This is a genomic window from Micrococcus sp. HSID17227 (assembly GCF_003989405.1).
GTDB classification, from domain to species: Bacteria; Actinomycetota; Actinomycetes; order Actinomycetales; family Micrococcaceae; genus Micrococcus; species Micrococcus luteus.
The window spans coordinates 1-19,808 of the sequence record NZ_RBLN01000021.1 but is presented as its reverse complement, the minus strand read 5'-3'; the positions used below and the strand labels follow the sequence as shown (position 1 = coordinate 19,808).

18 protein-coding genes and 1 pseudogene are annotated in these 19,808 nt (G+C 72.8%); 3 read left to right on the top strand and 16 right to left on the bottom strand.

Features of this window, described 5'->3' with window-relative positions:
* Positions 1 to 208 (top strand): annotated as a pseudogene (locus D8M29_RS02590) (A/G-specific adenine glycosylase); the annotation flags it as partial.
* A gap of 37 nt (positions 209 to 245) precedes the next feature.
* Here the strand turns inward: D8M29_RS02590 and D8M29_RS02585 are convergent.
* The 7 genes from D8M29_RS02585 to D8M29_RS02555 form a co-directional block, all read right to left on the bottom strand.
* Positions 246 to 761: an amino-acid N-acetyltransferase gene (locus D8M29_RS02585; RefSeq protein ID WP_065572796.1), complete on the bottom strand. Its 516-nt coding sequence runs from the start codon at positions 759 to 761 to the stop codon at positions 246 to 248.
* 96 nt (positions 762 to 857) lie between these two features.
* Positions 858 to 1,040, bottom strand: a complete 183-nt coding sequence (locus tag D8M29_RS02580) for an Rv0909 family putative TA system antitoxin (RefSeq protein ID WP_041104640.1) — start codon at positions 1,038 to 1,040, stop codon at positions 858 to 860.
* Positions 1,041 to 1,365: 325 nt separating this feature from the next.
* Entirely contained in the window at positions 1,366 to 3,921 is a 2,556-nt protein-coding gene (locus D8M29_RS02575; RefSeq protein WP_127435172.1) for an ATP-dependent Clp protease ATP-binding subunit, read from the bottom strand.
* A 156-nt stretch (positions 3,922 to 4,077) separates the two neighbouring features.
* Entirely contained in the window at positions 4,078 to 4,380 is a 303-nt protein-coding gene (locus D8M29_RS02570; RefSeq protein ID WP_036314827.1) for an Lsr2 family protein, read from the bottom strand.
* Between the two features lie 164 nt (positions 4,381 to 4,544).
* A complete protein-coding gene (locus D8M29_RS02565) occupies positions 4,545 to 4,784 on the bottom strand; it encodes a hypothetical protein (protein ID WP_002856071.1) in 240 nt (79 codons plus the stop codon).
* Between the two features lies 1 nt (position 4,785).
* On the bottom strand, positions 4,786 to 6,300 hold the full coding sequence (gene lysS, locus D8M29_RS02560) for a lysine--tRNA ligase (RefSeq protein WP_127435171.1): 1,515 nt from the start codon (positions 6,298 to 6,300) through the stop codon (positions 4,786 to 4,788).
* A 32-nt stretch (positions 6,301 to 6,332) separates the two neighbouring features.
* Positions 6,333 to 7,322 carry a D-glycerate dehydrogenase gene (locus D8M29_RS02555; RefSeq protein WP_127435170.1) on the bottom strand — a complete coding sequence of 330 codons (990 nt, stop codon included), beginning with the start codon at positions 7,320 to 7,322 and terminating at the stop codon, positions 6,333 to 6,335.
* Between the two features lie 165 nt (positions 7,323 to 7,487).
* Between D8M29_RS02555 and D8M29_RS02550 the strand changes: the two genes are divergently transcribed.
* Positions 7,488 to 9,362, top strand: a complete 1,875-nt coding sequence (locus tag D8M29_RS02550; RefSeq protein WP_044658624.1) for an MDR family MFS transporter — start codon at positions 7,488 to 7,490, stop codon at positions 9,360 to 9,362.
* Positions 9,355 to 9,864, top strand: coding sequence for a MarR family winged helix-turn-helix transcriptional regulator (locus D8M29_RS02545; RefSeq protein WP_036314817.1), 510 nt, complete (start codon positions 9,355 to 9,357; stop codon positions 9,862 to 9,864). Before D8M29_RS02550 ends, D8M29_RS02545 begins: the two co-directional genes overlap by 8 nt.
* Before the next feature lie 39 nt (positions 9,865 to 9,903).
* On the opposite strand, the gene D8M29_RS02540 is transcribed toward D8M29_RS02545, so the two are convergent.
* The 9 genes from D8M29_RS02540 to D8M29_RS02500 all read right to left on the bottom strand — a co-directional run.
* Positions 9,904 to 11,967 carry a M13 family metallopeptidase gene (locus tag D8M29_RS02540; protein WP_061866852.1) on the bottom strand — a complete coding sequence of 688 codons (2,064 nt, stop codon included), beginning with the start codon at positions 11,965 to 11,967 and terminating at the stop codon, positions 9,904 to 9,906.
* A 151-nt stretch (positions 11,968 to 12,118) separates the two neighbouring features.
* Positions 12,119 to 12,601, bottom strand: coding sequence for an SRPBCC family protein (locus D8M29_RS02535; protein WP_036314813.1), 483 nt, complete (start codon positions 12,599 to 12,601; stop codon positions 12,119 to 12,121).
* Positions 12,602 to 12,648: 47 nt separating this feature from the next.
* The gene (locus D8M29_RS02530; RefSeq protein WP_036338463.1) at positions 12,649 to 13,347 is read right to left on the bottom strand and encodes a DNA-3-methyladenine glycosylase; all 699 of its coding nucleotides are present in this window, start codon (positions 13,345 to 13,347) and stop codon (positions 12,649 to 12,651) included.
* Positions 13,344 to 14,375 (bottom strand): pantoate--beta-alanine ligase, encoded by a 1,032-nt coding sequence (panC, locus tag D8M29_RS02525; RefSeq protein ID WP_127445787.1) that lies wholly within the window; start codon positions 14,373 to 14,375, stop codon positions 13,344 to 13,346. Before panC ends, D8M29_RS02530 begins: the two co-directional genes overlap by 4 nt.
* A gap of 153 nt (positions 14,376 to 14,528) precedes the next feature.
* Complete coding sequence (locus D8M29_RS02520) at positions 14,529 to 15,227, bottom strand: DUF3618 domain-containing protein (protein ID WP_127445786.1); 699 nt, start codon at positions 15,225 to 15,227, stop codon at positions 14,529 to 14,531.
* Positions 15,224 to 15,691, bottom strand: a complete 468-nt coding sequence (locus D8M29_RS02515; RefSeq protein ID WP_115260167.1) for a phage holin family protein — start codon at positions 15,689 to 15,691, stop codon at positions 15,224 to 15,226. Before D8M29_RS02515 ends, D8M29_RS02520 begins: the two co-directional genes overlap by 4 nt.
* Positions 15,688 to 16,503 (bottom strand): hypothetical protein, encoded by an 816-nt coding sequence (locus D8M29_RS02510; RefSeq protein ID WP_115260168.1) that lies wholly within the window; start codon positions 16,501 to 16,503, stop codon positions 15,688 to 15,690. The genes D8M29_RS02515 and D8M29_RS02510 overlap by 4 nt, the downstream gene beginning before the upstream one ends.
* Before the next feature lie 158 nt (positions 16,504 to 16,661).
* Positions 16,662 to 17,888: a glycerophosphodiester phosphodiesterase gene (locus D8M29_RS02505; protein ID WP_127445785.1), complete on the bottom strand. Its 1,227-nt coding sequence runs from the start codon at positions 17,886 to 17,888 to the stop codon at positions 16,662 to 16,664.
* A gap of 171 nt (positions 17,889 to 18,059) precedes the next feature.
* The coding region (locus D8M29_RS02500) for an alpha/beta fold hydrolase (RefSeq protein WP_127445784.1) at positions 18,060 to 19,808 on the bottom strand (1,749 nt) is incomplete at its 5' end.

Below are 19,808 nucleotides of genomic sequence, written 5' to 3'. Positions count from 1 at the left end.
GGACCGTCAGGTGCGCGGGGCCGTGATGGCCGCCGTCCGCGAGCACGGGCGCGTGGCCGAGGCGGAGGTGCCCGCCGTCGTCGTGGCCGGGGGGCGGCTCGGGTCGCACCGCCCCGACGACGCGCAGTGGGCGCGGTGCGTCGCCGGGCTCGTGTCGGACGGGCTGCTGGCCCGGGACGACGACGGCGGCCTCACCTTCCCGGACTGACCTCGCCGGGGCACGGGGCGGCCCGCGGTGCGGCGGATCAGAGGCGGCGGATCATCCGCGTGTTGCCGAGGGTGTTCGGCTTGACCCGGGCGAGGTCCAGGAACTCGGCGACGCCCTCGTCCGTGGAGCGCAGCAGTTCCGCGTAGACCTCCGGGTCCACGGCGGACTGGTCCGCCATCACCTCGAAACCGTGCCGGCGGAAGAACTCGACCTCGAAGGTCAGGCAGAAGACCCGCTCGACGCCCACGGCCCGCGCCCGGCCCAGCAGCTCCTCGATGATCAGGTGCCCGACGCCGGCCCCCCGGTGGGCCTCCGAGACGGCGAGGGTGCGGACCTCGGCGATGTCCTGCCACATCACGTGGAGGGCGCCGAAGCCGGCCAGGGTCCCATCCGCCTCCTCGGCGACCACGAACTCCTGGATGGCCTCGTAGTAGGCCACAGCCTCCTTCTGGAGCAGCACGCGCTCCCGCGCCAGCGGCTCCACGAGCGCCTGGATGACCGGGACGTCCTGGGTCCGCGCCGAGCGGAGGGTGAGGGGGCGGTCGGCAGGCATGGGGTCCAGTCTAGGCACGGACATCCCGACCCCGGACAGACGGGAGCCCCCGTCCCGGCGGACCGGGCGGGGGCTCCCGCGGCGTCGACGGCAGGCTCAGGCCTGCTGCTCGCCCTCGTCCCCGGACAGGAACTTCTCCTGCGCGCCGTCGACACCCTTGTTCACGGTGTCGCCGTGCTCGCCGAGCTTGTCGCCGTGCTGCTCCTGAGCGTTGTCCACGGCCTCGTCGATCTTGTCCGAGTGCTGGTTTGCGAGGTTGTTCAGGTCACCGATACCCATGGGCGGCCTCCTTCTTCTCGGGGCTGCTCCGCGGCCGTCCCGGCGAGTGCCGGGCCGAAGCGGAGACAGGACCACCGTCGAGCGGTCACAGACCACAGTGGCACCGATCCCGCCGCGAGGGAACCCCTCTCGCGCCTGCGGGGAGGCGGGCCGGTTCAGCGGTCCTTCGCGAGGCCGTCCTTGATGCCGGCGGCGGTGTCGCGGACCTCGGCCCCGGCGCCCCGCGGGGGCACGACGACGGCCCGCCGCCTCCTCCCCGAGGGGAGGGGCGACGGGCCGTGGGCACCGGATGCGCGGTCCGGCGTCTCGGATCAGGCCCCGCGGGTCACGCGGAGCGGGCGGCGTCCACCGGATCGCCGGCACCGGACTCGAGCTCGGCCAGGTCCGCGCCCTCCAGGGCCTCCCGGCCGCCGGAGAACGTGAACGTCAGCTCGGCGCCCTCCCCCTCGCCCGTGGTGTCCACGGTGATGAGGGAGCCGGCCGGGATCTCACCGAAGAGGATCTTCTCCGAGAGCTGGTCCTCCACCATCTGCTGGATGGTGCGGCGCAGCGGGCGGGCACCCATGGCCGGATCGTAGCCGCGGTCCGCGAGCAGTTCCTTGGCGGACTGGGTGAGCTCGATGGACAGGTCCTGCTCCGCCAGGCGCTTGCCGAGGCGGGAGATGAACAGGTCCACGATCTGCACGATCTCGTGCTTCTGCAGCTGCGGGAACACGATCACGTCGTCCACACGGTTGAGGAACTCGGGGCGGAAGTGCTGGCGCAGCTCCTCCTTGACCTTGCCCTTCATCCGCTCGTACCCGGTGGTGGTGTCCGTGGCCGACTGGAAGCCGGTCATGACGCCCTTGGAGATGTCCCGGGTGCCGAGGTTCGTGGTCATGATGATCACGGTGTTCTTGAAGTCCACCACACGGCCCTGCGAGTCGGTCAGGCGACCGTCCTCGAGGATCTGCAGCAGGGAGTTGAAGAGGTCCTGATGGGCCTTCTCCACCTCGTCGAACAGCACCACGGAGAACGGACGGCGGCGGACCTTCTCGGTGAGCTGGCCGCCCTCCTCGTAGCCCACGTAGCCGGGAGGGGCACCGAACAGACGCGAGACGGTGTGCTTCTCCTGGAACTCGGACATGTCCAGCGTGATGAGCGCGTCCTCGTCCCCGAAGAGGAACTCCGCGAGGGACTTGGCCAGCTCCGTCTTGCCGACGCCGGTGGGGCCGGCGAAGATGAACGACCCCGAGGGGCGGTTCGGGTCCTTCAGGCCCGCGCGGGTGCGGCGGATGGCGCGGGACAGGGACTTGATCGCCTCGTCCTGGCCGATCACGCGGCGGTGGAGCTCCTCCTCCATGTTGCGCAGGCGGTCCGTCTCCTCCTCGGTGAGCTTGAACACCGGGATGCCGGTGGACTTGGAGAGCACCTCGGCGATGAGGTCCTCGTCCACCGTGGCGACGTCGGCGTCCGCACCGGTGCGCCACGCCTGTTCCTTCTCGCGGCGCTCGTCCTCGAGCTGCTGCTCCCGGTCGCGCAGGCGGGCGGCGCCCTCGAAGTCCTGGCCGTCGATGGCGGCCTCCTTCTGGGTGCGCGCCTCCGCGATGCGGGACTCGTAGGCCTTGATCTCCGGCGGCACGGTCATGCGACGGATGCGCAGACGCGCGCCGGCCTCGTCGATCAGGTCGATGGCCTTGTCCGGCAGGTGCCGGTCGGAGACGTAGCGGTCCGCCAGGCCGGCGGCGGCCTTGAGCGCACCGTCCGTGATGGAGACCTTGTGGTGTGCCTCGTAGCGGTCCCGCAGGCCACGCAGGATCTCCGTGGCGTCCTCGACGGACGGCTCGGCGACCTGGATCGGCTGGAAGCGGCGCTCGAGCGCGGCGTCCTTCTCGATGTGCTTGCGGTACTCGTCCAGCGTGGTGGCGCCGATGGTCTGGAGCTCGCCCCGGGCCAGCATCGGCTTGAGGATGCTGGCGGCGTCGATCGCGCCCTCGGCCGCGCCCGCCCCGACGAGGGTGTGGATCTCGTCGATGAACAGGATGATGTCCCCGCGGGTGCGGATCTCCTTGAGCACCTTCTTCAGGCGCTCCTCGAAGTCGCCGCGATAGCGGGAGCCGGCCACGAGGGAGCCGAGGTCCAGCGAGTAGAGCTGCTTGCCCCTGAGCGTCTCCGGGACGTCGCCGCGGTCGATCGCCTGGGCCAGGCCCTCGACGACGGCGGTCTTGCCGACGCCGGGCTCGCCGATGAGCACGGGGTTGTTCTTGGTGCGGCGGGAGAGCACCTGCATGACGCGCTCCATCTCACCCGCACGCCCGATGACGGGATCCAGCTTGCCGTCGTGCGCGGCCGCGGTGAGGTTGCGTCCGAACTGGTCCAGCACCACGGAGCCGGCGTTCTGGCCGGCCTCCGCGCCCTGGCCCACCCCGGCACCCGCGGTCTCCTTGCCGCCCTGGGCGCCGCCCTGGTAGCCGGAGAGCAGCTGGATGACCGTCTGACGGACGCGGTTCAGGTCCGCGCCGAGCTGCACGAGGACCTGGGCGGCCACGCCCTCGCCCTCGCGGATCAGGCCGAGCAGGATGTGCTCGGTGCCGATGTAGTTGTGGCCGAGCTGCAGCGCCTCGCGCAGGGACAGCTCGAGCACCTTCTTGGCGCGCGGCGTGAAGGGGATGTGGCCGGGCGGGTTCTGCTGGCCCTGGCCGATGTCCTCCTGCACCTTCTCTCGCACGGCGCCCAGGGAGATGTCCATGGACTCCAGTGCCTTGGCTGCGACGCCCTCACCCTCGTGGATCAGTCCGAGCAGGATGTGCTCGGTGCCGATGTAGCTGTGGTTGAGCATGCGCGCCTCTTCCTGGGCGAGCACGACCACCCGACGGGCGCGGTCGGTGAATCTCTCGAACATGGGCACACTCCTTGCGTACGGTCGTGGTCGACACTACGCACCCGGACCGCGTGCCGCGCGGCTGTTCGCCAGCGGGAGAAGCGGCCCGGCCGTCGTCGGGAGGGGCCGGAACGAGGCCCGGGGACGCCGATTCCTCGACGCACCCGGGCGGGACGCTCACTTGCGCTTCGCGTTGCGGTAGGCCTCCACCACGTCGCGGTGCAGACGGCCCCGGCTCGAGACCTCGTAGCCGTTCTCGGCCGCCCACTTGCGGATCTGGGCGGCCTCGACCTTGGGCGACGGCGGCGCCACGGCGCGGCCCTTCTTCATGTAGGGCTTCAGGAACTCACGGAGTTCTGCGGCGTGCTCCTTCGACAGGTCGATCTCGTAATTGCGACCGTCCAATGCGAAGTTCACGGTCTCATCTGCAGGCGAACCGTCAAGATCATCCACGAGGACCACTTCTACCTTCTGTGCCAACGGTGATTCCCACTTTCTTCTCTCGTGCGCGTGTCCCTGGGTTCCGGTCTTCGCTCTCGGGCTTCTTTCCCGCGTGCTCACGATTCCGGCCGTGCACTTGTGGTGAGTCAAGAATACCGCAACAAAACCGGGCAGAAGGATTCTTCAACGCCGGGGAAGGAATCTCAGCGGGCGCGGTCCTCCGGATCGGCCTCCGGCCCTCCCTCGGCTCGGCGTCGGGCCGCCCACTCACGGGCCTCGGCCTCCTCGCGGGCCGCCCGCGCGTCCGCGCCCGAGAGCCGGCGGGCCTGACTCTCGCGCTCACCCGTGTCCGAACGCAGCAGGGAGCGCATCACCAGCCAGAAGATGAGCCCGAGGCCGATCGAGGGGGCGAGGACGGAGAAGTAGTCCCAGAAGTCGGCCATGTCAGGCCTCCGGCTTGAGCAGCGGGAAGAGGATGGTCTCGCGGATGCCGGCGTCCGTGAACAGCATCACCAGGCGGTCGATGCCCAGGCCGATGCCGCCCATGGGCGGGGCGCCGTACTCGAGGGCGCGCAGGAAGTCCTCGTCCAGCTGCATCGCCTCGTCGTCGCCGGCGGCCGCCATCGCCGACTGGGCGGTCAGGCGCTCGCGCTGGATGACGGGGTCGATCAGCTCGGAGAACGCGGTGCCGCGCTCCATGCCGCCGATGATCAGGTCCCAGGCCTCGATGACCCGGTCGTCCGAGCGGTGCGGGCGCGCGAGCGGCTGGGCGGCCGGCGGGTAGTCGTACACGAACGTGGGGTACATCAGGGTGGGCTCCACGATCTCGCCGAACAGCTCGATCACGAGCTTCTCCGCGTCCCACGCGGGGTCCACCTTGACCTCGTGCTCCGCGGCGATCGCCCGCAGCGTCTCGGCGTCCGTCTCCGGGGTGATCTCGCGGCCCACGGCCTCGGACAGCCCCGGGTACACGGCGACCCAGGCCCACTCGCCGTCGAGGTCGATGACGCCCTTCGCGGTCTCGAGCCGACGCCCGGCGCCCACCGCGTCCGCGGCGTTGAGGATGATCTCCTGCATGCGCTCGGCCATGACGTGCATGTCCGCCCACGCCTCATAGGACTCGAGGGTGGTGAACTCGGGCGAGTGGGTCGAGTCCACGCCCTCGTTGCGGAACACGCGGCCGATCTCGAACACGCGGTCGATGCCGCCGACGACGGCGCGCTTGAGGTACAGCTCGGTGGCGATGCGCAGGGTCATCGGCTGGTCGAACGCGTTGAGGTGCGTCTCGAAGGGACGCGCGAGGGCGCCGCCGTGGACGAGCTGGAGCATCGGGGTCTCCACCTCCACGTAGCCGTGGCCCTCGAGGGTGCGCCGCACCGCCGAGGTGACCTTGGCGCGGGTGTAGACCATGCGGCGGGCCTCCTCGCGCACGATCAGGTCCGCGTAGCGCTGGCGGACGCGGGTCTCCTCGTTCAGGTCCGCGTGCAGCACGGGCAGGGGGCGCAGCGCCTTGGAGGCCATCTCCCATGCCGAGGCCATGATGGACAGCTCGCCGCGGCGCGAGACGATCACCTCGCCGGTGACGGAGAGGAAGTCGCCCAGGTCCACGACCTTCTTCCAGTCGGCCAGGGACTCCTCACCGACGGCGGCCAGGGACACCATGACCTGGAGGCGGACGGCCTCCCCGTCCGCGCCGGACTCCTGCAGGGTGGCGAAGCAGAGCTTGCCGGTGTTGCGGAGGAAGACGACGCGCCCGGTCACCGACACGGTCTCGCCCGAGGCCCAGTCAGGCTCGTGGCCGTCGAACCGCTCACGCACCTCGGCCAGCGCGTGGGTGCGCGGCACCTGCACGGGGTAGGCCTCGCGGCCCGAGGCGAGCAGCTGCTCACGCTTGGCGGCGCGGACGGCCTGCTGATCGTGGTGGTCGACGGCGGCGGAGGCGGAGTTCTGGGTGGTCACGGTCCCCGAGTCTACCGACGGCGCCCCGCCGGTCAGCCGCGCACCCCGGGGTTGACGAGGGCCGGGACCTCCGCGCCCGTGGCCATGGCGATCGCGTTGCGCGCGGCCAGCTCGGCCATCGCGGCGCGGGTGTCCCGGGTGGCGGAGCCCAGGTGCGGCAGGAGCATCACGTTCCCCAGCTCGGCCAGGCCCGGGGCGAGGGCGGGCTCGTCCTCGTAGACGTCCAGACCGGCGCCGAAGAGCCGCCCCTCGCGCAGGGCCGTGACGAGGGCCGCCTCGTCCACCACGGGGCCGCGGGCCGTGTTGACGAGGACGGCGTCGTCCTTCATCTTCGCGATCACGTCCGCATCCACGAGGTGGTGGGTGTCGTCCGTCAGGGGCACGTGGAGGGACAGGACGTCCGCGGCCTCGACGAGCTCCTCCCAGCGGACCTGACGGACGCGGCCGGCGAGGTCGCCGAGCTCCGCGGCCGCGACCTCCCGGTGCGCGGGCGGCCGCGGCGCGAACACGACGTCCATGCCGAAGGCGAGCGCACGCTCGGCCACCGCCTTGCCGATCCGCCCGAAACCGGCCAGGCCCAGGGTCGCGCCGCGCACGTCCCGGCCCACGAGCAGGTCCGGCGCCCAGCCGTGGAACCGCCCCTCGCGCACCATCCGCTCACCCTCGGGGGCGCGGCGGGTCACACCGAGAATCAGGAGCATCGCGATGTCCGCGGTGGCGTCCGTGAGCACGTCCGGGGTGTTGCCGACGGCGATCCCCCGCCGCGTCGCGGCGGCCACGTCCACGTTGTTGTAGCCGACCGCGTAGTTGGCGATGCCCCTGATCCGCGCGTCGGCGAGCACGTCGGCGGTGAACTTCTGGTCCAGGGCCGCGACGACGACGTCGTAGTCCCCCGAGGCCACCAGCCGCGCGAGCGCGGCGTCCCCTCCGACGTCGGCGCCGTCCACCACCTCTCCGGCCTCGCGCAGCATCCCGAGCCCGGGCTCAGGGAGGCGGGTCATGAGCAGGAAACGGGGGGTCACGGCGGGGCCTCACTCTCGGATCGGGGGGAGGACGCGGCGTCGTCCGGCGTGACCAGGCTAACTGCGGACGGCGGGTGCGGCCCGGGCCGACGCCCCTTATGATTGACTCTCGTCAATCATTGACTTATGTCAATCACCGCGCCGCCCCTCCCGCCGAAGGACCCCATGACCCCGACCTCCCCCGCCCCCGAGGCCGTCGCGCCGGCCGGCGCCCCCTCGCTCGAGCGCGCCGCCGCCGACGCCGCGCGCCACCGCTCCGTGCTCCAGGCCCTGACCGGCCTCCTGCTGGGCATGTTCGTCTCGATGATCGCCAACACGGTGGTCTCGACCTCGATGCCGGTGATCATCCACGACATCGGCGGCGACCAGACCGCCTACACCTGGGTCATCACCTCGGCCCTGCTCGCCACGGCCATCGCCACCCCGATCTGGGGCAAGCTGGCCGACCTCGTCAACCGCAAGGTCCTCTTCCAGGTCGCCCTGGCGATCTTCGTCGCCGCCTCCGCGGCGGCCGGGTTCACCCACGATCCGACCTTCCTGATCGTCTGCCGCACCGTGCAGGGCCTGGGCGGCGGCGGCCTCGTCGCGCTCAGCCAGGTGATCATGGCGGACATCATCAGCCCGCGTGAGCGCGGCCGCTACATGGGCCTGTTCGGCGCCGTGATGGCCGTGGCCACGGTGGGCGGCCCGCTCGCCGGCGGCGTGATCACCGACCTGTGGGGCTGGCGCTGGAACTTCTTCGTGGCGGTGCCCTTCGCCGTCGTCGCCCTGGTGATGGTGCAGCGCACCCTCCACCTCCCGCACCGCGAGCGCCAGAAGGTGTCCATCGACTACCTCGGCATCGTGTTCCTGACCGCGGCCACCGCGCTGCTGCTGATCTGGGTCACCAGCGCCGGTCGCGACTTCGACTGGGCCAGCACCACCACCGCGTGGATGCTCGGCGGCGCCGCCGTCGCCACCGTCCTGTTCGTCGTGACCGAGCTGCGCGTCGCCGAGCCGCTCATCCCGCTCACCCTCTTCCGCGACCGCACCTTCACCCTCGCGACGATCGCCTCGATCGCCACGGGCCTGGCCATGTTCGGCTCCTCCGTCTACCTGGCCCAGTACATGCAGCTGGCCCGCGGCGCGACGCCGACCCAGGCCGGCCTCATGACCATCCCGATGATCCTCGGCCTGCTCGTGTCCTCCACGGTGATCGGCGGCCTCATCACCCGCACCGGCGTGTGGAAGCGCTGGCTCGTGATCGGCGCCGTCCTGCTGATCGCCGGCACCGCCCTGCTCGGCACCCTGCACTACGACACCTCCTTCTGGCTGGTGTCCCTCTACATGTTCCTGCTCGGCGCCGGCGTCGGCATGACCATGCAGAACCTCGTGCTCGTGGTGCAGAACACCACCGACCCGCGGCAGATGGGCGTCGCCAGCTCCGGCGTCACCTTCTTCCGCACCCTGGGCGGCAGCATCGGTGTCGCCGTGATGGGCGCCGTGGTCTCCAACGTGGTCCCGGACCGCATCGAGGAGCGCCGCGCGGACCTCGCCGCGGCCCTGCGCAGCCTGGGCCCGGACGCCGCCGAGTGGTCCGAGAGCCTGCAGTCCAGCACCCTGCCACGCGTGGCAGAGATGCCCGACGGCCTGCGCTCGATCTTCGAGGACGTCTACGCCACCGGCATCTCCCACGCGTTCCTCGTGGGCGTGCCCCTCGCAATCGTCGCGCTGATCGCGATCCTGTTCCTGCCGAACATCCCGCTGGGTCGCATGACCACCTCCGAGCGCCTCCACGCCACCCGCGCCGACCTGGCCACCCACTCCACGGCCGAGGCCATGCAGACGCTGCCCGCGACCGGTCCGATCCCCGTGGTGACCGCGGCGCAGGGGCAGCATCCCGCCGAGGACCCGGAGGAGTCCCGGGCGGTGGCGGCCGAGCGCCCGGCGACGGCGTCGCCGGTGGCCGGCCGGCCCGTCGTCCCCGCGGCGCTGGCCGTGGCGGGGACGGCCCTGCTGGCGGCCGTCGTCACCGCGCTGGTCCGGGCCCGCCGTGGCTGACGGCGCCCCGGACCCGGGCAGAGGCGGCGACGACGCGGGCTTCGAGGCCGCCGTCCAGGGGCTCGAGCAGGCGTTCTCGCGTCTGGTCCTGCAGCACCGCCAGGTGATGGTCCGCTACGCGGCGGCCCTCAGCCCGGCCCTGTCCGTCGGGGCGATGAAGGCGTTCATGATGCTGGCCAACGAGGGGACCATGACGCCCTCGGCCGTGGCCGAGGGCCTGCTGGTGGACCGCGCCCAGGTCTCCCGCATGGTCCGCGACCTCGAGGCCGCCGGGCTGATCACCCGAGAGCCGGACCCGCGGGACCGCCGCTCCGCCCTCCTGAGCGCCAGCCCCGAGGGGCTCGCCCGCCTCGACGCGGTGCGCGGCGGCCCGGCGGGTCGCGGGCTGCGCGACGACCTGGCGCGCTGGGACCGCGAGGACATCCGGACGCTGACGCGCCTGCTGGACCGGCTGGCCGCCGAGCGTCAGACCCGGATGCAGGACCCCGCCGAGTCCGAGTGAGCCGCCGGCCGGACCCGCGGGCCCGGCCGGCGGGCGGGATCACCAGATGGTGACGCGCTCCTCCGGGGCCAGCCACATGGGATCCCCCTCGCGCGTGCCGAACGCCTCGTGGAAGGCGTCGATGTTCTTGACCACCTGGTTGCAGCGGAACTCGTTGGGCGAGTGCGGGTCCGAGGCGATGCGGGTGACCATGGCCTCCGGTCGCGTGAGCTGACGCCACACGGTGGCCCAGGCGGTGAAGAACTCGCGGTCCCCCGCCGCGGCGTCGAGGGAGGCGCCGTCGCCCTCGTCCCGCCAGATCTCCAAGGCGCGGTGGGCGATGCCCAGGCCGCCGAGGTCGCCGATGTTCTCCCCCAGGGTGAACTCGCCGTTGACGCGGTGGTCCGGGGCCTCGGCCGGGGAGAGCGCGTTGTACTGGGCCACCAGCCGGGAGGTGCGCTCGGTGAACGCCGCGCGGTCCTCCTCGGTCCACCAGTCCTCGAGCCGACCGGCGCCGTCGTACCGCGAGCCCTGGTCGTCGAAGCCGTGGCCGATCTCGTGGCCGATCACGGCGCCGATCGCCCCCAGGTTCGCGGCCATCGAGGCCTCGGGGTCGAAGAACGGGGGCTGCAAAATGGCGGCCGGGAAGACGATCGCGTTCTCGAGCGGGGAGTAGTACGCGTTCACCGTCTGCGGCGTGATGTGCCACTCCTCCGGGTCCGGCCCGTCCGCGATCTTGCGCAGGTCCCGCTCCCACTCGAGCTCCGAGGAGGAGCGGGCGTTGCCCAGCAGGTCGCCGGCGTGGACCTCGAGGGCGGAGTAGTCCAGCCACTTCGAGGGGTAGCCCACCATGGGGCGGAACATCGCCAGCTTCTCGAGCGCCCGCTGACGGGTCTCCTCGCCCATCCACTCGAGCTCCTCGATGGACCGGCGATAGGCCTCCTGGAGCAGGCCCACGAGCTCGTCCATCGCGGCCACGTGGCCCTGCGGGAAATGGCGGGCCACGTAGAGCTGCGCCACGTCCTCGCCGGCCGCCCCGTTGACGAACGCGACCGCGCGCTTCCAGCGGGGGCGGACCTCCTCGGTGCCGGCCAGGCGGCGGCCGTAGAAGGAGAAGTTCTCCTGCACGAACGCGTCCGGCAGGAAGCCGGCGAAGGAGCGCAGCACCTGCAGGATCAGCCAGTGACGCCAGTCCTCGAGGTCGGCGGCCTCGGGTCCCTCGAGCAGCCCCTGCACACCGGAGAGGAAGTCCGGCTGCCACACCACGACCTCCGCGGCGCGCTCGCCGGCGGCGTCCACGCCCTCGAGCCACGCGTCGGCCAGGGGGAAGAGCTCCGTCAGCCGGTCGTGGGTCATGGGGTTGTAGCGGGCCACGGCGTCCCGGCTGCGGACCAGGTCCCAGTGCAGGGCGGCGATGCGCTTCTCCAGCTCCACCACCCGGACGCCCAGCGCGGCGGCCTCGTCCCGGTCCGCGCCGATCCCGGCCAGCGTCAGCAGGCGGCCGGTGTGCTCGGTGTACTGCGCGAGGATCTCGGCGTAGGCCTCGTCCCGGTAGTAGGACTCGTCCGGCAGGCCCAGGCCGCCCTGGAGCAGGTGCAGGAGCATGCGGTCCGGGTTCCCGGCGTCGTTGAGTGCGCCGGTGTTGATGAGGCCGGAGACGCCCTGACGCTGCAGTCGCCCGGAGAGGGTGAGCAGCTCCGCAGGGGTGGTCACGGTGGCCACCGCCGCCAGGTCCGAGGCGATCGGCTCGAGGCCGCGGGCCTCCACGGTCTCGTCGTCCATGAAGGAGGCGTACAGCGCGGCGATCCGGCGCTTGAGCTCCGGATGCTCCATGCCCTCCGTGTCCTCCGCATCCAGCGGCGCGAGCGGGGCGTCCCGGTGCGCGCCGGCCGCGGCCGTGGCCTGCACGCGCGCCTGGGCGGGGTCGAAGCCCGCGCCGACCTCGCGCACGGCGTCCTCGCACAGGTGCCGGACGGCGAGCTCGGCCGCGTCCCGCAGCTCGAGGAACGCGCCGTAGGCGCCCTGGTCCGCGGGGATCTCGTGGGTGTCCAGCCACCCGGTGTTGACGTGGCGGTACAGGTCCTCGCGCGGCGACGGGACTTCGGGCTCGGCGGTGGCGGTCACGGCGGATCCTCCTGGACGTGGGGGGTGGGACGGTCTCGCACGGCACTCTAGCCGTGACACCGGACACGACGACGGGCACGCACCCTGGTCGGGTGCGTGCCCGTCGTCGTGGGGACGGCCGGCCCGGGGGCCGCCGTCGGGAGGCGGGGGCTCAGCCGACCTCGGCGGCCAGCTTCGCGAGCGACTCCTCCATCTGCTCCTCGGAGACCATCGGGAAGAGGTTCTTCTCCAGCAGCTCCGGGTCGGTCACGTCGGTCCAGTCGTAGGTGAGGGACACGTCCGTGCTGCCGGAGCCGTTGTCCTCGAGCCGGTAGACCCACTGCCAGCCCTTGGGCTCGGTGCCGGCGGGGGCGGTCTTCCAGCCGACCAGCTTGTTCGGGTCGTAGGCGACCACGTGGTTGTCCGTCTGGTAGTCGCCACCCATGTGCTCCGCGTGCATGTTCATGGTGAACACGTCGCCGACCTTCTGGATGCGCTGGGTCTTGTCGTCCGACTGCACCATGCCCGAGCCGTCGAACTTCGCGTGGTTCGCGGGCAGGGTCAGGAAGTCGAACACGTCCTTGGCGGACGCGTCGATGGTCCGGGTGACGGTCTGCTGGGTCTCGCCGTGGGCGGTCTTGTTCATCTCGGTCATGGGATCAACCTAGGCACGGGGCCGGGGCGGCCGACAAGGTCTGGGGCTCAGTCCGGCACGTTGCGCCCACGCCGGAACGCGGACACGCTGCGGTGGCCGGCCACGCTGAACCGCCACGGGAAGCGCACGGAGCCGCCCTCCCCCGAGACGCCGACGCGCGGGCCCGTCACGACCTCGGTCGGCGGCTCGGCCGGATCGCGGGGCGCGGGCGGGGCCAGGAGGAACCGGGCGGGCGCGGCCGGCGCGGCGAGGCGGGCCGGGGTGCCGCCGTCGTCGGCCACCTCCGGCGGCGCGGCGACGATCTCCACGGGCGCATGGCCCATCTCCAGGGTGATGCCGAGGCCCTGGCCGAGGTTGCCCGGGCCGGAGAGCAGCTTGAGGCCGGTGTCCCGGCCACGGCGGGCCACCGCGAGGTCCCCTCCCGCGAGCACCTCGGCCGCACGCAGCAGCACACCGCCGGCCTCCCCCTCGGGGTGGCCGACCAGGTTCAGGCAGCGGTGGATGCCGTAGTTCAGGTACACGTACGTGCGCCGCGGCGGCCCGAACAGCGCGGCATTGCGCTCGGTGCGACCGCGGAACGAGTGGGCGCCGGGGTCCGCGCCCGCGTTCCCGTACGCCTCGGTCTCGGTCAGCCGCACGGTGACGGCGCCGTCCGGGGCGACGACGGTCAGCCGGCACCCCAGCAGCGTCGCGGCGAGCGTGGGCGAGGGGCTGTCGAAGGCGGCGGCGAGACGCTCCGGGGTCACGGCAGGGGCCCCGAGGCGGGCAGCACCATGGTGTCGATCAGCCGGACGGGCGGCACGTGCGCGGCCACGAGGGCGAGGGCCTCGCGGCGCAGCGGCTGGCACAGCAGCTCCGGACCGAGCTCGGCGAAGGTGTCCCGGTCCACCACCACGAGGTGGTCCAGCTCGACGCCCGGCTCGTCCTCGACCATCCGGCGCGCGGCCTGGACGTCGACGGGTTCACCGGACGCCGCGGCGTCGGCCAGGGAGCGCAGGGCGCGGCTGAGGACGAGCGCGTGCTCCAGGCCCGCGGCGTCCAGGCGGGTGTTGCGGCTGGAGAGCGCGAGGCCCTCGGGCGAGCGGACGATGGGCACGGCGCGGACGTCGACGTCGATGTCGAGGTCCGTGGCCAGGCGGCGCAGGACGGTGAGCTGCTGCGCGTCCTTCTGGCCGAAGTAGCTGCGCAGGACCGGCGCCGCCGGGCGCACGATGTTCCACAGCTTCGCCACGACGGTGGCCACGCCGTCGAAGTGGCCCGGGCGGGAGGCGCCCTCGAGGACCTCCCCCATGCGGCCGGCGGAGACGGTGACGATCGGCGCGTCCGGGTAACCCGGGTACATCTCCTGCACGTCCGGGGCGAACACGACGTCGGCGCCCGCCGCCGCCAGCAGGTCCAGGTCCGCGTCGAGGGTGCGCGGGTAGTGCTCCAGGTCGGCCGGATCGCCGAACTGGAGCGGGTTCACGAAGATGCTGACCGCGACGACGTCGTTCTCGGCGCGGGCCCGCCGCACCAGGGCCGCGTGGCCGCCGTGGAGGGCGCCCATCGTGGGGATCAGGCCGACGGTGACGGGCTCGGCGTCGCCGTCGTCCGTGGCGTGGGCGACGAGCTCACGGAGAGCGGAGCGCATCTCGGCGACGGTCCGGGCCAGACGCGGGCGCGCGGAGACGCCGTCGGCCTCGGCCGTCACGGGAGCGGGGAGGGCGTCCTCGAGGGTCAGGCCGGTGCCGGCGGGGACGGGGCGCTGGTCGGGGACGCGGTCGAGAGGGGTCACCCTCCGAGTCTAGGCACGGGGCCTCGGGGAGGACTTCCGCCTCACCACGCGCATCTGGTCCAAGGCCTGAGCCGCGGGCCGGATTCGGCCCCAAACGCGCGACGCCGGCCAGTCCCGTCAACGGGACCGGCCGGCGTCGTGCTCGGGTCGGGCTCAGGCGTCCTTCGCGGTGTCCTTCACCTGGCGGGCGGCGTCCTGGGACTCCGCCTTGAGGTCCTGCGCCGTGTCCGTGCCCTGCTCCTTGAGGTGGGAAGCGGCCTCGGCGGCCGACTCCTTCACGCTCCCGGCGGCCTCGCGGGCGGCGGGCTCGAGGTCCTCGCGCAGCTGCTGGGCGGCCTGCTTGGCCTCGTCCACCAGCGGGGCGGCCTGCTCCTTGAGGCCCTCCGCGGCGCGCTGCTCCACGCGTGAGGCGGGGATCAGCGAGCTGAGCAGCAGGCCGGCGCCGAAGGCGATCAGCCCGGCGGCCAGCGGGTTGCCCGCGGTGCGGCCGCGCAGCTGAGCCGGGGCCTGCTGCAGGGCGAGCTGGGCGTCGTCGGCCCACTCGGACACGCGGTCGCCGGCGTCGCCCAGGCGGTCCTGGGCCTGGCCTGCCGCGCCGTACGCGGAGGCCCGGGCGTCGTCGAGCACCCCGTGGGCGCGATCGCCCAGCGAGGGCTCGTGGCGGTGCTGCTCGGGGGAGCCCATGATGTTCTCCTTCGCGTGGATGAAGCCGTCCTTGATGCGGTTGGTCTGCCGGGACACGGCCTTCGTGGGGCTCACCTTCTCGGCGAGGGCGTCCACGTCCTGGCCGAGCTCGCGGCGCGTGCGCTCGATGTCGGCGCGGATCTCATCGGGGTTGTTGCTCGTGGTCATCGCGTCTCCTTCGCGGGGTTCAGGGTCTCGGGGATCTCCTGAAGCGTCTCCTGGGTCTGCGGCAGACCCTTGATCTTCTCGATGTCCTTCTTGCCCTGCACGGCCAGCACGGCCGCGACGACGCCCCACAGCACGGCCACGATCAACGCGGCCCAGCCGATCGGCAGGAACACGTCGAGCAGGTACATCAGGGCCAGGGACAGGAACATCAGCAGGAAGAAGCCGCCGACGGCGGCGCCGGCCAGCAGGCCCGCCCCCTTGCCGGCCTTCTTCGCGGACTCGGTGGCCTCGGCCTTGGCCAGGGCGATCTCCTGGCTGACCAGCGTCGACAGCTTGGCCGACAGGCTCTGGAACATCTCGCCGAGGCTCTCGTGCTCGGCGCGGAACTCCGCCTGCGTGGGCGGCGGGGTGTGCGCGCCGGAGTGCGGCGTCGCGTCGCGGAACGGTTCGTGGGCGGTGCTCATGCGTCACCCCCGGGCCGGGTCTGGTCGAACGGCCGCTCGGCGGTCAGGCCCTGCTGTACCGGCGCCTGCGTGCCGTACGGGATGTCCCCGACGCCGGCCGCGCGGCGGGGCCCGGCACCGTCCGCGACGCGGCCGTCGGCCTGGGAGAGCGAATCGCTCGAGTAGGCCGGGGCCTGCGAGTCCAGGTGGTGCGGGGTCACGTCCGCGTGCACCGCGTCCGGACGGGTCTCGTGACGGCGCGGCGCGGTGGAGGCGGCGGAGTCCGGCTGGGCGGCGTCGCGGATGCCGCGCGTCAGTCGACCGGCCACCAGCCCGGCGCCCAGGGCGAGGGCCAGGAACGTGCCCGGGCGGCGAGCGGCGAAGCCGCGCACGTCCTGCAGCAGGTCCTGCGGGGACGCGGTCTCCAGGCGCTGCGTCAGGGCCTCGGCACGGTTCGCCACCGAGGCGACGCCCTGACGCACCAGGTCGGTCTGCGGCTGCTCACCGGAGACCACGCGGTGCAGGTCGTCGGTGTAGCTGCGCACCTGGCCCGCGAGCCGTTCCTGCTGGGTCTGCACCTGCGCGCCGACCTGCTCCTGGGCGGAGCCGACCAGCGACTGCACCTGGTCAGCGGCCTCGTCCTTCACCTGGCCGGCCTCGTGCTTGGCGGTGGCTGCGAGGTCCTGGACCTTGTCCTTGGCGTCGTCGGCCACGGCCTTCGCCTGGCCCTGGGCCTCGCCCGCGGCCTGCTGGGCCTTGTCCTTCGCCTGGTCCTTGGCGTCACGGCCCTCGGCTGAGGAGCCGTGGGCGTTCTTCGGCGTGTTCGTCGTCATGCTGTGCCTTCCTTCGTCCGGGTCGGCGGCCCCTCGTGGCCGACCCTTCTGGCCGTCCACGTCACCGGGTCCACCGGTCTTGAACGCCAAGGTAAGCACCGCAGGGACCCTGCCGGAAGACCTCGGGTCCGCCGGGATCGTCTCCGGTCGGGACGGGGTCAGCGCACCTTCAGGCCCTGCTGGGCGGTCTTGCCGACGCCCCGGCCCGGGTGCTCCTTCTTGCCCTGCATCCAGGTGTCCACGGCCTGCACGCCGAGGTCGGGGTGGTCGGTGAAGAAGCCGTCGATGCCGGCGTCGAGGAACGGCTGGATCATGCCGACCATGTCGCCCTGCGCATTCGGATCCGCGGAGGAGCGGAACTCCGTGTAGAGGAACTGGTTCTCGGCGCGGAAGGTGTACGGCACCACCTCGAGACCCGCGCGGTGGGCGAGGGAGACGAACGCGGTCTCCTCACCCATCGAGCCGTCCTTCTCCTTGGTGATGATCTGCGCGAAGGCCGGGCCGAGCGTGTCGACGCCGGCCGCGCAGACCTCGCGCATGCCCGCGGCGGTCTCGTAGAAGTCGTAGTCGCGGACGGTGTCGCCGGCGGCCACGGAGTCGTAGGGCGCGCCGGTGACGCTGGACAGGAACACCGTCTCGGCCTTGAGGCCGAGGTTCTCGTTGAGGTCGCGCAGGTTGGCGAGCTCGAAGGACTGCACGGCGGCGGGGGCGTTGCGCTTGTTCAGGCCGTGCTCGTGGAGCAGCTCGACGACGCGCTCCTCCATGGACAGGCCGAGGGAGTCGAAGTAGGTGGGGTGCTTGATCTCGGGGATGACGCCGATCTCGCGGCCGTACCGAGTTGAGAGGCGCTCCCGCAGCTCGAGCACCTCCTCGAAGGTGGGCACCTGGTACCGGCCGTCGTAGGACGCGGACTCGGGGCGGACCTGCGGCAGGCGCTCCTTGGCGCGCAGGGTCTTGAGCTCGGCGAGGGTGAAGTCCTCGGTGAACCAGCCGGTGAGGGCCACGCCGTCGACGACCTTGGTGGTCTTGCGGCCCGCGAACTCGGGTCGCTGGGCGACGTCCGTGGTGCCGTCGATCAGGTTCTCGTGGCGGACCACGAGCACGCCGTCCTTGGTGGAGACCAGATCCGGCTCGATCACGTCCGCGCCCTGGGCGGCGGCCAGCTCGTAGGCGGCCAGGGTGTGCTCGGGGCGGTAGCCGGAGGCACCACGGTGGCCGACGACGTCGGGGCGCACCACGGGCTTGCCCGTGGCGGACTGCGCGGCGGCCGGGGCCGTCGGTGCGGCGGGGGCGGCGACGGCCGGGGCGGCCAGCGGGGCGCTGACGGCGACGGCGGCGGCGAGGGCCACGAGGCCGCGGGCGGCGTGACGACGGACGGAGGTCATGGAACGGTCCTTTCCGGGAGGGGGATGACCGCTCCAGTGGGCCAGATCCGGGTGTCGGCCGGGTGGCCCCCCACCGGCCACAGACGGCCCGCCCGGTGAACAGCCGGTGACGGGCAGCTGATCGGAGACGTTCAACCGCCCGTCACGATGCCCGGCGCCGGGCCCGGCGGCTCAGCCCGCCGTCGACGACGGCCGCGTCAGTCCCAGCGTCTCCGGGGCCGACGGGGCGCCGTCGCCGAGGACGTGCTCGCCCAGGAAGCCGAGGACGACCTCGTACCAGACCTTCGCGTGCTGCGGGGCCAGGATCCAGTGGTTCTCGTGCGGGAAGTAGAGGAACCGGTGGTCGGTGGTGCCGTCCGCGGCGGCCGGCCGCCCAGACTTCGCCAGCAGGTCCGACCACAGGCGCAGCCCCTCGCCGATCGGCACGCGGTAGTCCTTGTCGCCGTGGATGACGAGCATCGGGGAGACGATCTCGCCCACGAACCGGTGCGGCGAGTTCTCCTGCTGCATCTGCTCGTCCATCTCGCGGGCCCAGTAGAACGCGGCATCCGTCGTCGGGCCGAAGCCGTCCAGCGCCCACAGCGAGGCGTGCGTGACCACGCACCGGAACCGGTCGGTGTGCCCGGCCACCCAGTTCGCCATGTAGCCGCCGAACGAGCCGCCCATGGCGGCGGTGCGGTCGCCGTCGACGTCCTCGCGCGCCACGACGGCGTCCGTGAGCGCCATCAGGTCCGTGTAGGGCGCCTGACCCCAGCGGCCCCAGCCGCGTTCGATGAAGTCCTGGCCGTAGCCCGTGGACAGCGCCGGGTCCGGCAGCAGCACCGCGTAGCCGCGCGCCGCCATGATCCACGGCGTCCAGCGCCAGCTCCACGCGTTCCACGAGCCCAGCGGCCCGCCGTGGATCCACAGCAGCAGCGGGTGGCCGCCGGCCGGCGCCTCCCCCTCGGGGAGCACGAGCCAGCCGCGCACGCGCGTGCCGTCCTCGGCGACGGTCTCCACGTCCTCGAGGGTGCCCGGGATCGCGGGGCGCTCCACGGGGTTCGGCAGGCGCGTGGTCTCGCCCGTGGCCAGGTCGATCCGCGCCACCTCCGGCGGGAACAGGTAGGAGGAGCGGACGCCGTAGGCCGTGGCCCCGTCCGGGGAGAGCACGATGTCGGTCCACGCCTCGTCCTCCCGGGTCACCTGCGCGACGGCGCCGGTGGCCACCTCGATGCGGAACACCGGGCGGCGGCCCTCGGAGTCCGCGAGCGCGATCACCGCGGAGTCGTCCGGCAGCCACGCGACGACGTCGGCCCAGCGGTCCCAGCCGTGGGCCAGGGGCGTGGTCTGGCCCGTGGCCGTGTCCATCACGTACAGGCGCGGGTGCACGGCGGAGTGCGGGGTGGAGTCGGGGGTGCGGACGACGACGGCGCGCGTGCCGTCATGGCTGACGGGGCCGACGGCCACGTCCTCACCGGGGACGTCGTGCAGGACGCGGTGCTCGCCCGTGGCCAGGTCCACGCGCACCACCGTGCCCTCGCGCACGTTGCCGCGAGCCTCGGCGGTGGCGGCCGTGGTGAGCAGGAACGAGCCGTCCGGGGCCACCTGCGCGCCGATCCCGAACGCGTGGGAGCGCGGGAATCCGGAGACGTGGCGCAGGTGGTGCGCCACGTCGTCGGCCTCGGGAGCCAGGCCGGAGGCGGCGGGGCCGGGCTCGGCGGCGTCGGCGTCCGTGGCGGGCTCGGCGGCGTCGGCGTCCGTGGCGGGCGCACCCTGCGGGTCCGGGCCGGGCTCGAGGACGACGAGCTCGGGGCGGGCGGGGCCGACGTCGTGGTCCCCGCAGGGGATGGGGTAGCCGGGGTGCAGGTGGGCGTCCACGCAGGCGCCCGTGCGGTTCTGCGGGCTGGCAGGCGGGTCGCCCGCGGTGGTACCGCCGAGCCG

Excerpts from the sequence above, each read along its gene's own strand:
- D8M29_RS02585 (WP_065572796.1), bottom strand. The coding sequence starts at position 761 with ATGCCTGCCGACCGCCCCCTCACCCTCCGCTCGGCGCGGACCCAGGAC.
- D8M29_RS02505 (WP_127445785.1), bottom strand. The coding sequence starts at position 17,888 with ATGACCTCCGTCCGTCGTCACGCCGCCCGCGGCCTCGTGGCCCTCGCC.
- D8M29_RS02580 (WP_041104640.1), bottom strand. The coding sequence starts at position 1,040 with ATGGGTATCGGTGACCTGAACAACCTCGCAAACCAGCACTCGGACAAG.
- D8M29_RS02520 (WP_127445786.1), bottom strand. The coding sequence starts at position 15,227 with ATGACCACGAGCAACAACCCCGATGAGATCCGCGCCGACATCGAGCGC.
- D8M29_RS02565 (WP_002856071.1), bottom strand. The coding sequence starts at position 4,784 with ATGGCCGACTTCTGGGACTACTTCTCCGTCCTCGCCCCCTCGATCGGC.
- D8M29_RS02535 (WP_036314813.1), bottom strand. The coding sequence starts at position 12,601 with ATGACCGAGATGAACAAGACCGCCCACGGCGAGACCCAGCAGACCGTC.
- D8M29_RS02575 (WP_127435172.1), bottom strand. The coding sequence starts at position 3,921 with ATGTTCGAGAGATTCACCGACCGCGCCCGTCGGGTGGTCGTGCTCGCC.
- D8M29_RS02550 (WP_044658624.1), top strand. The coding sequence starts at position 7,488 with ATGACCCCGACCTCCCCCGCCCCCGAGGCCGTCGCGCCGGCCGGCGCC.
- D8M29_RS02510 (WP_115260168.1), bottom strand. The coding sequence starts at position 16,503 with ATGACGACGAACACGCCGAAGAACGCCCACGGCTCCTCAGCCGAGGGC.
- D8M29_RS02515 (WP_115260167.1), bottom strand. The coding sequence starts at position 15,691 with ATGAGCACCGCCCACGAACCGTTCCGCGACGCGACGCCGCACTCCGGC.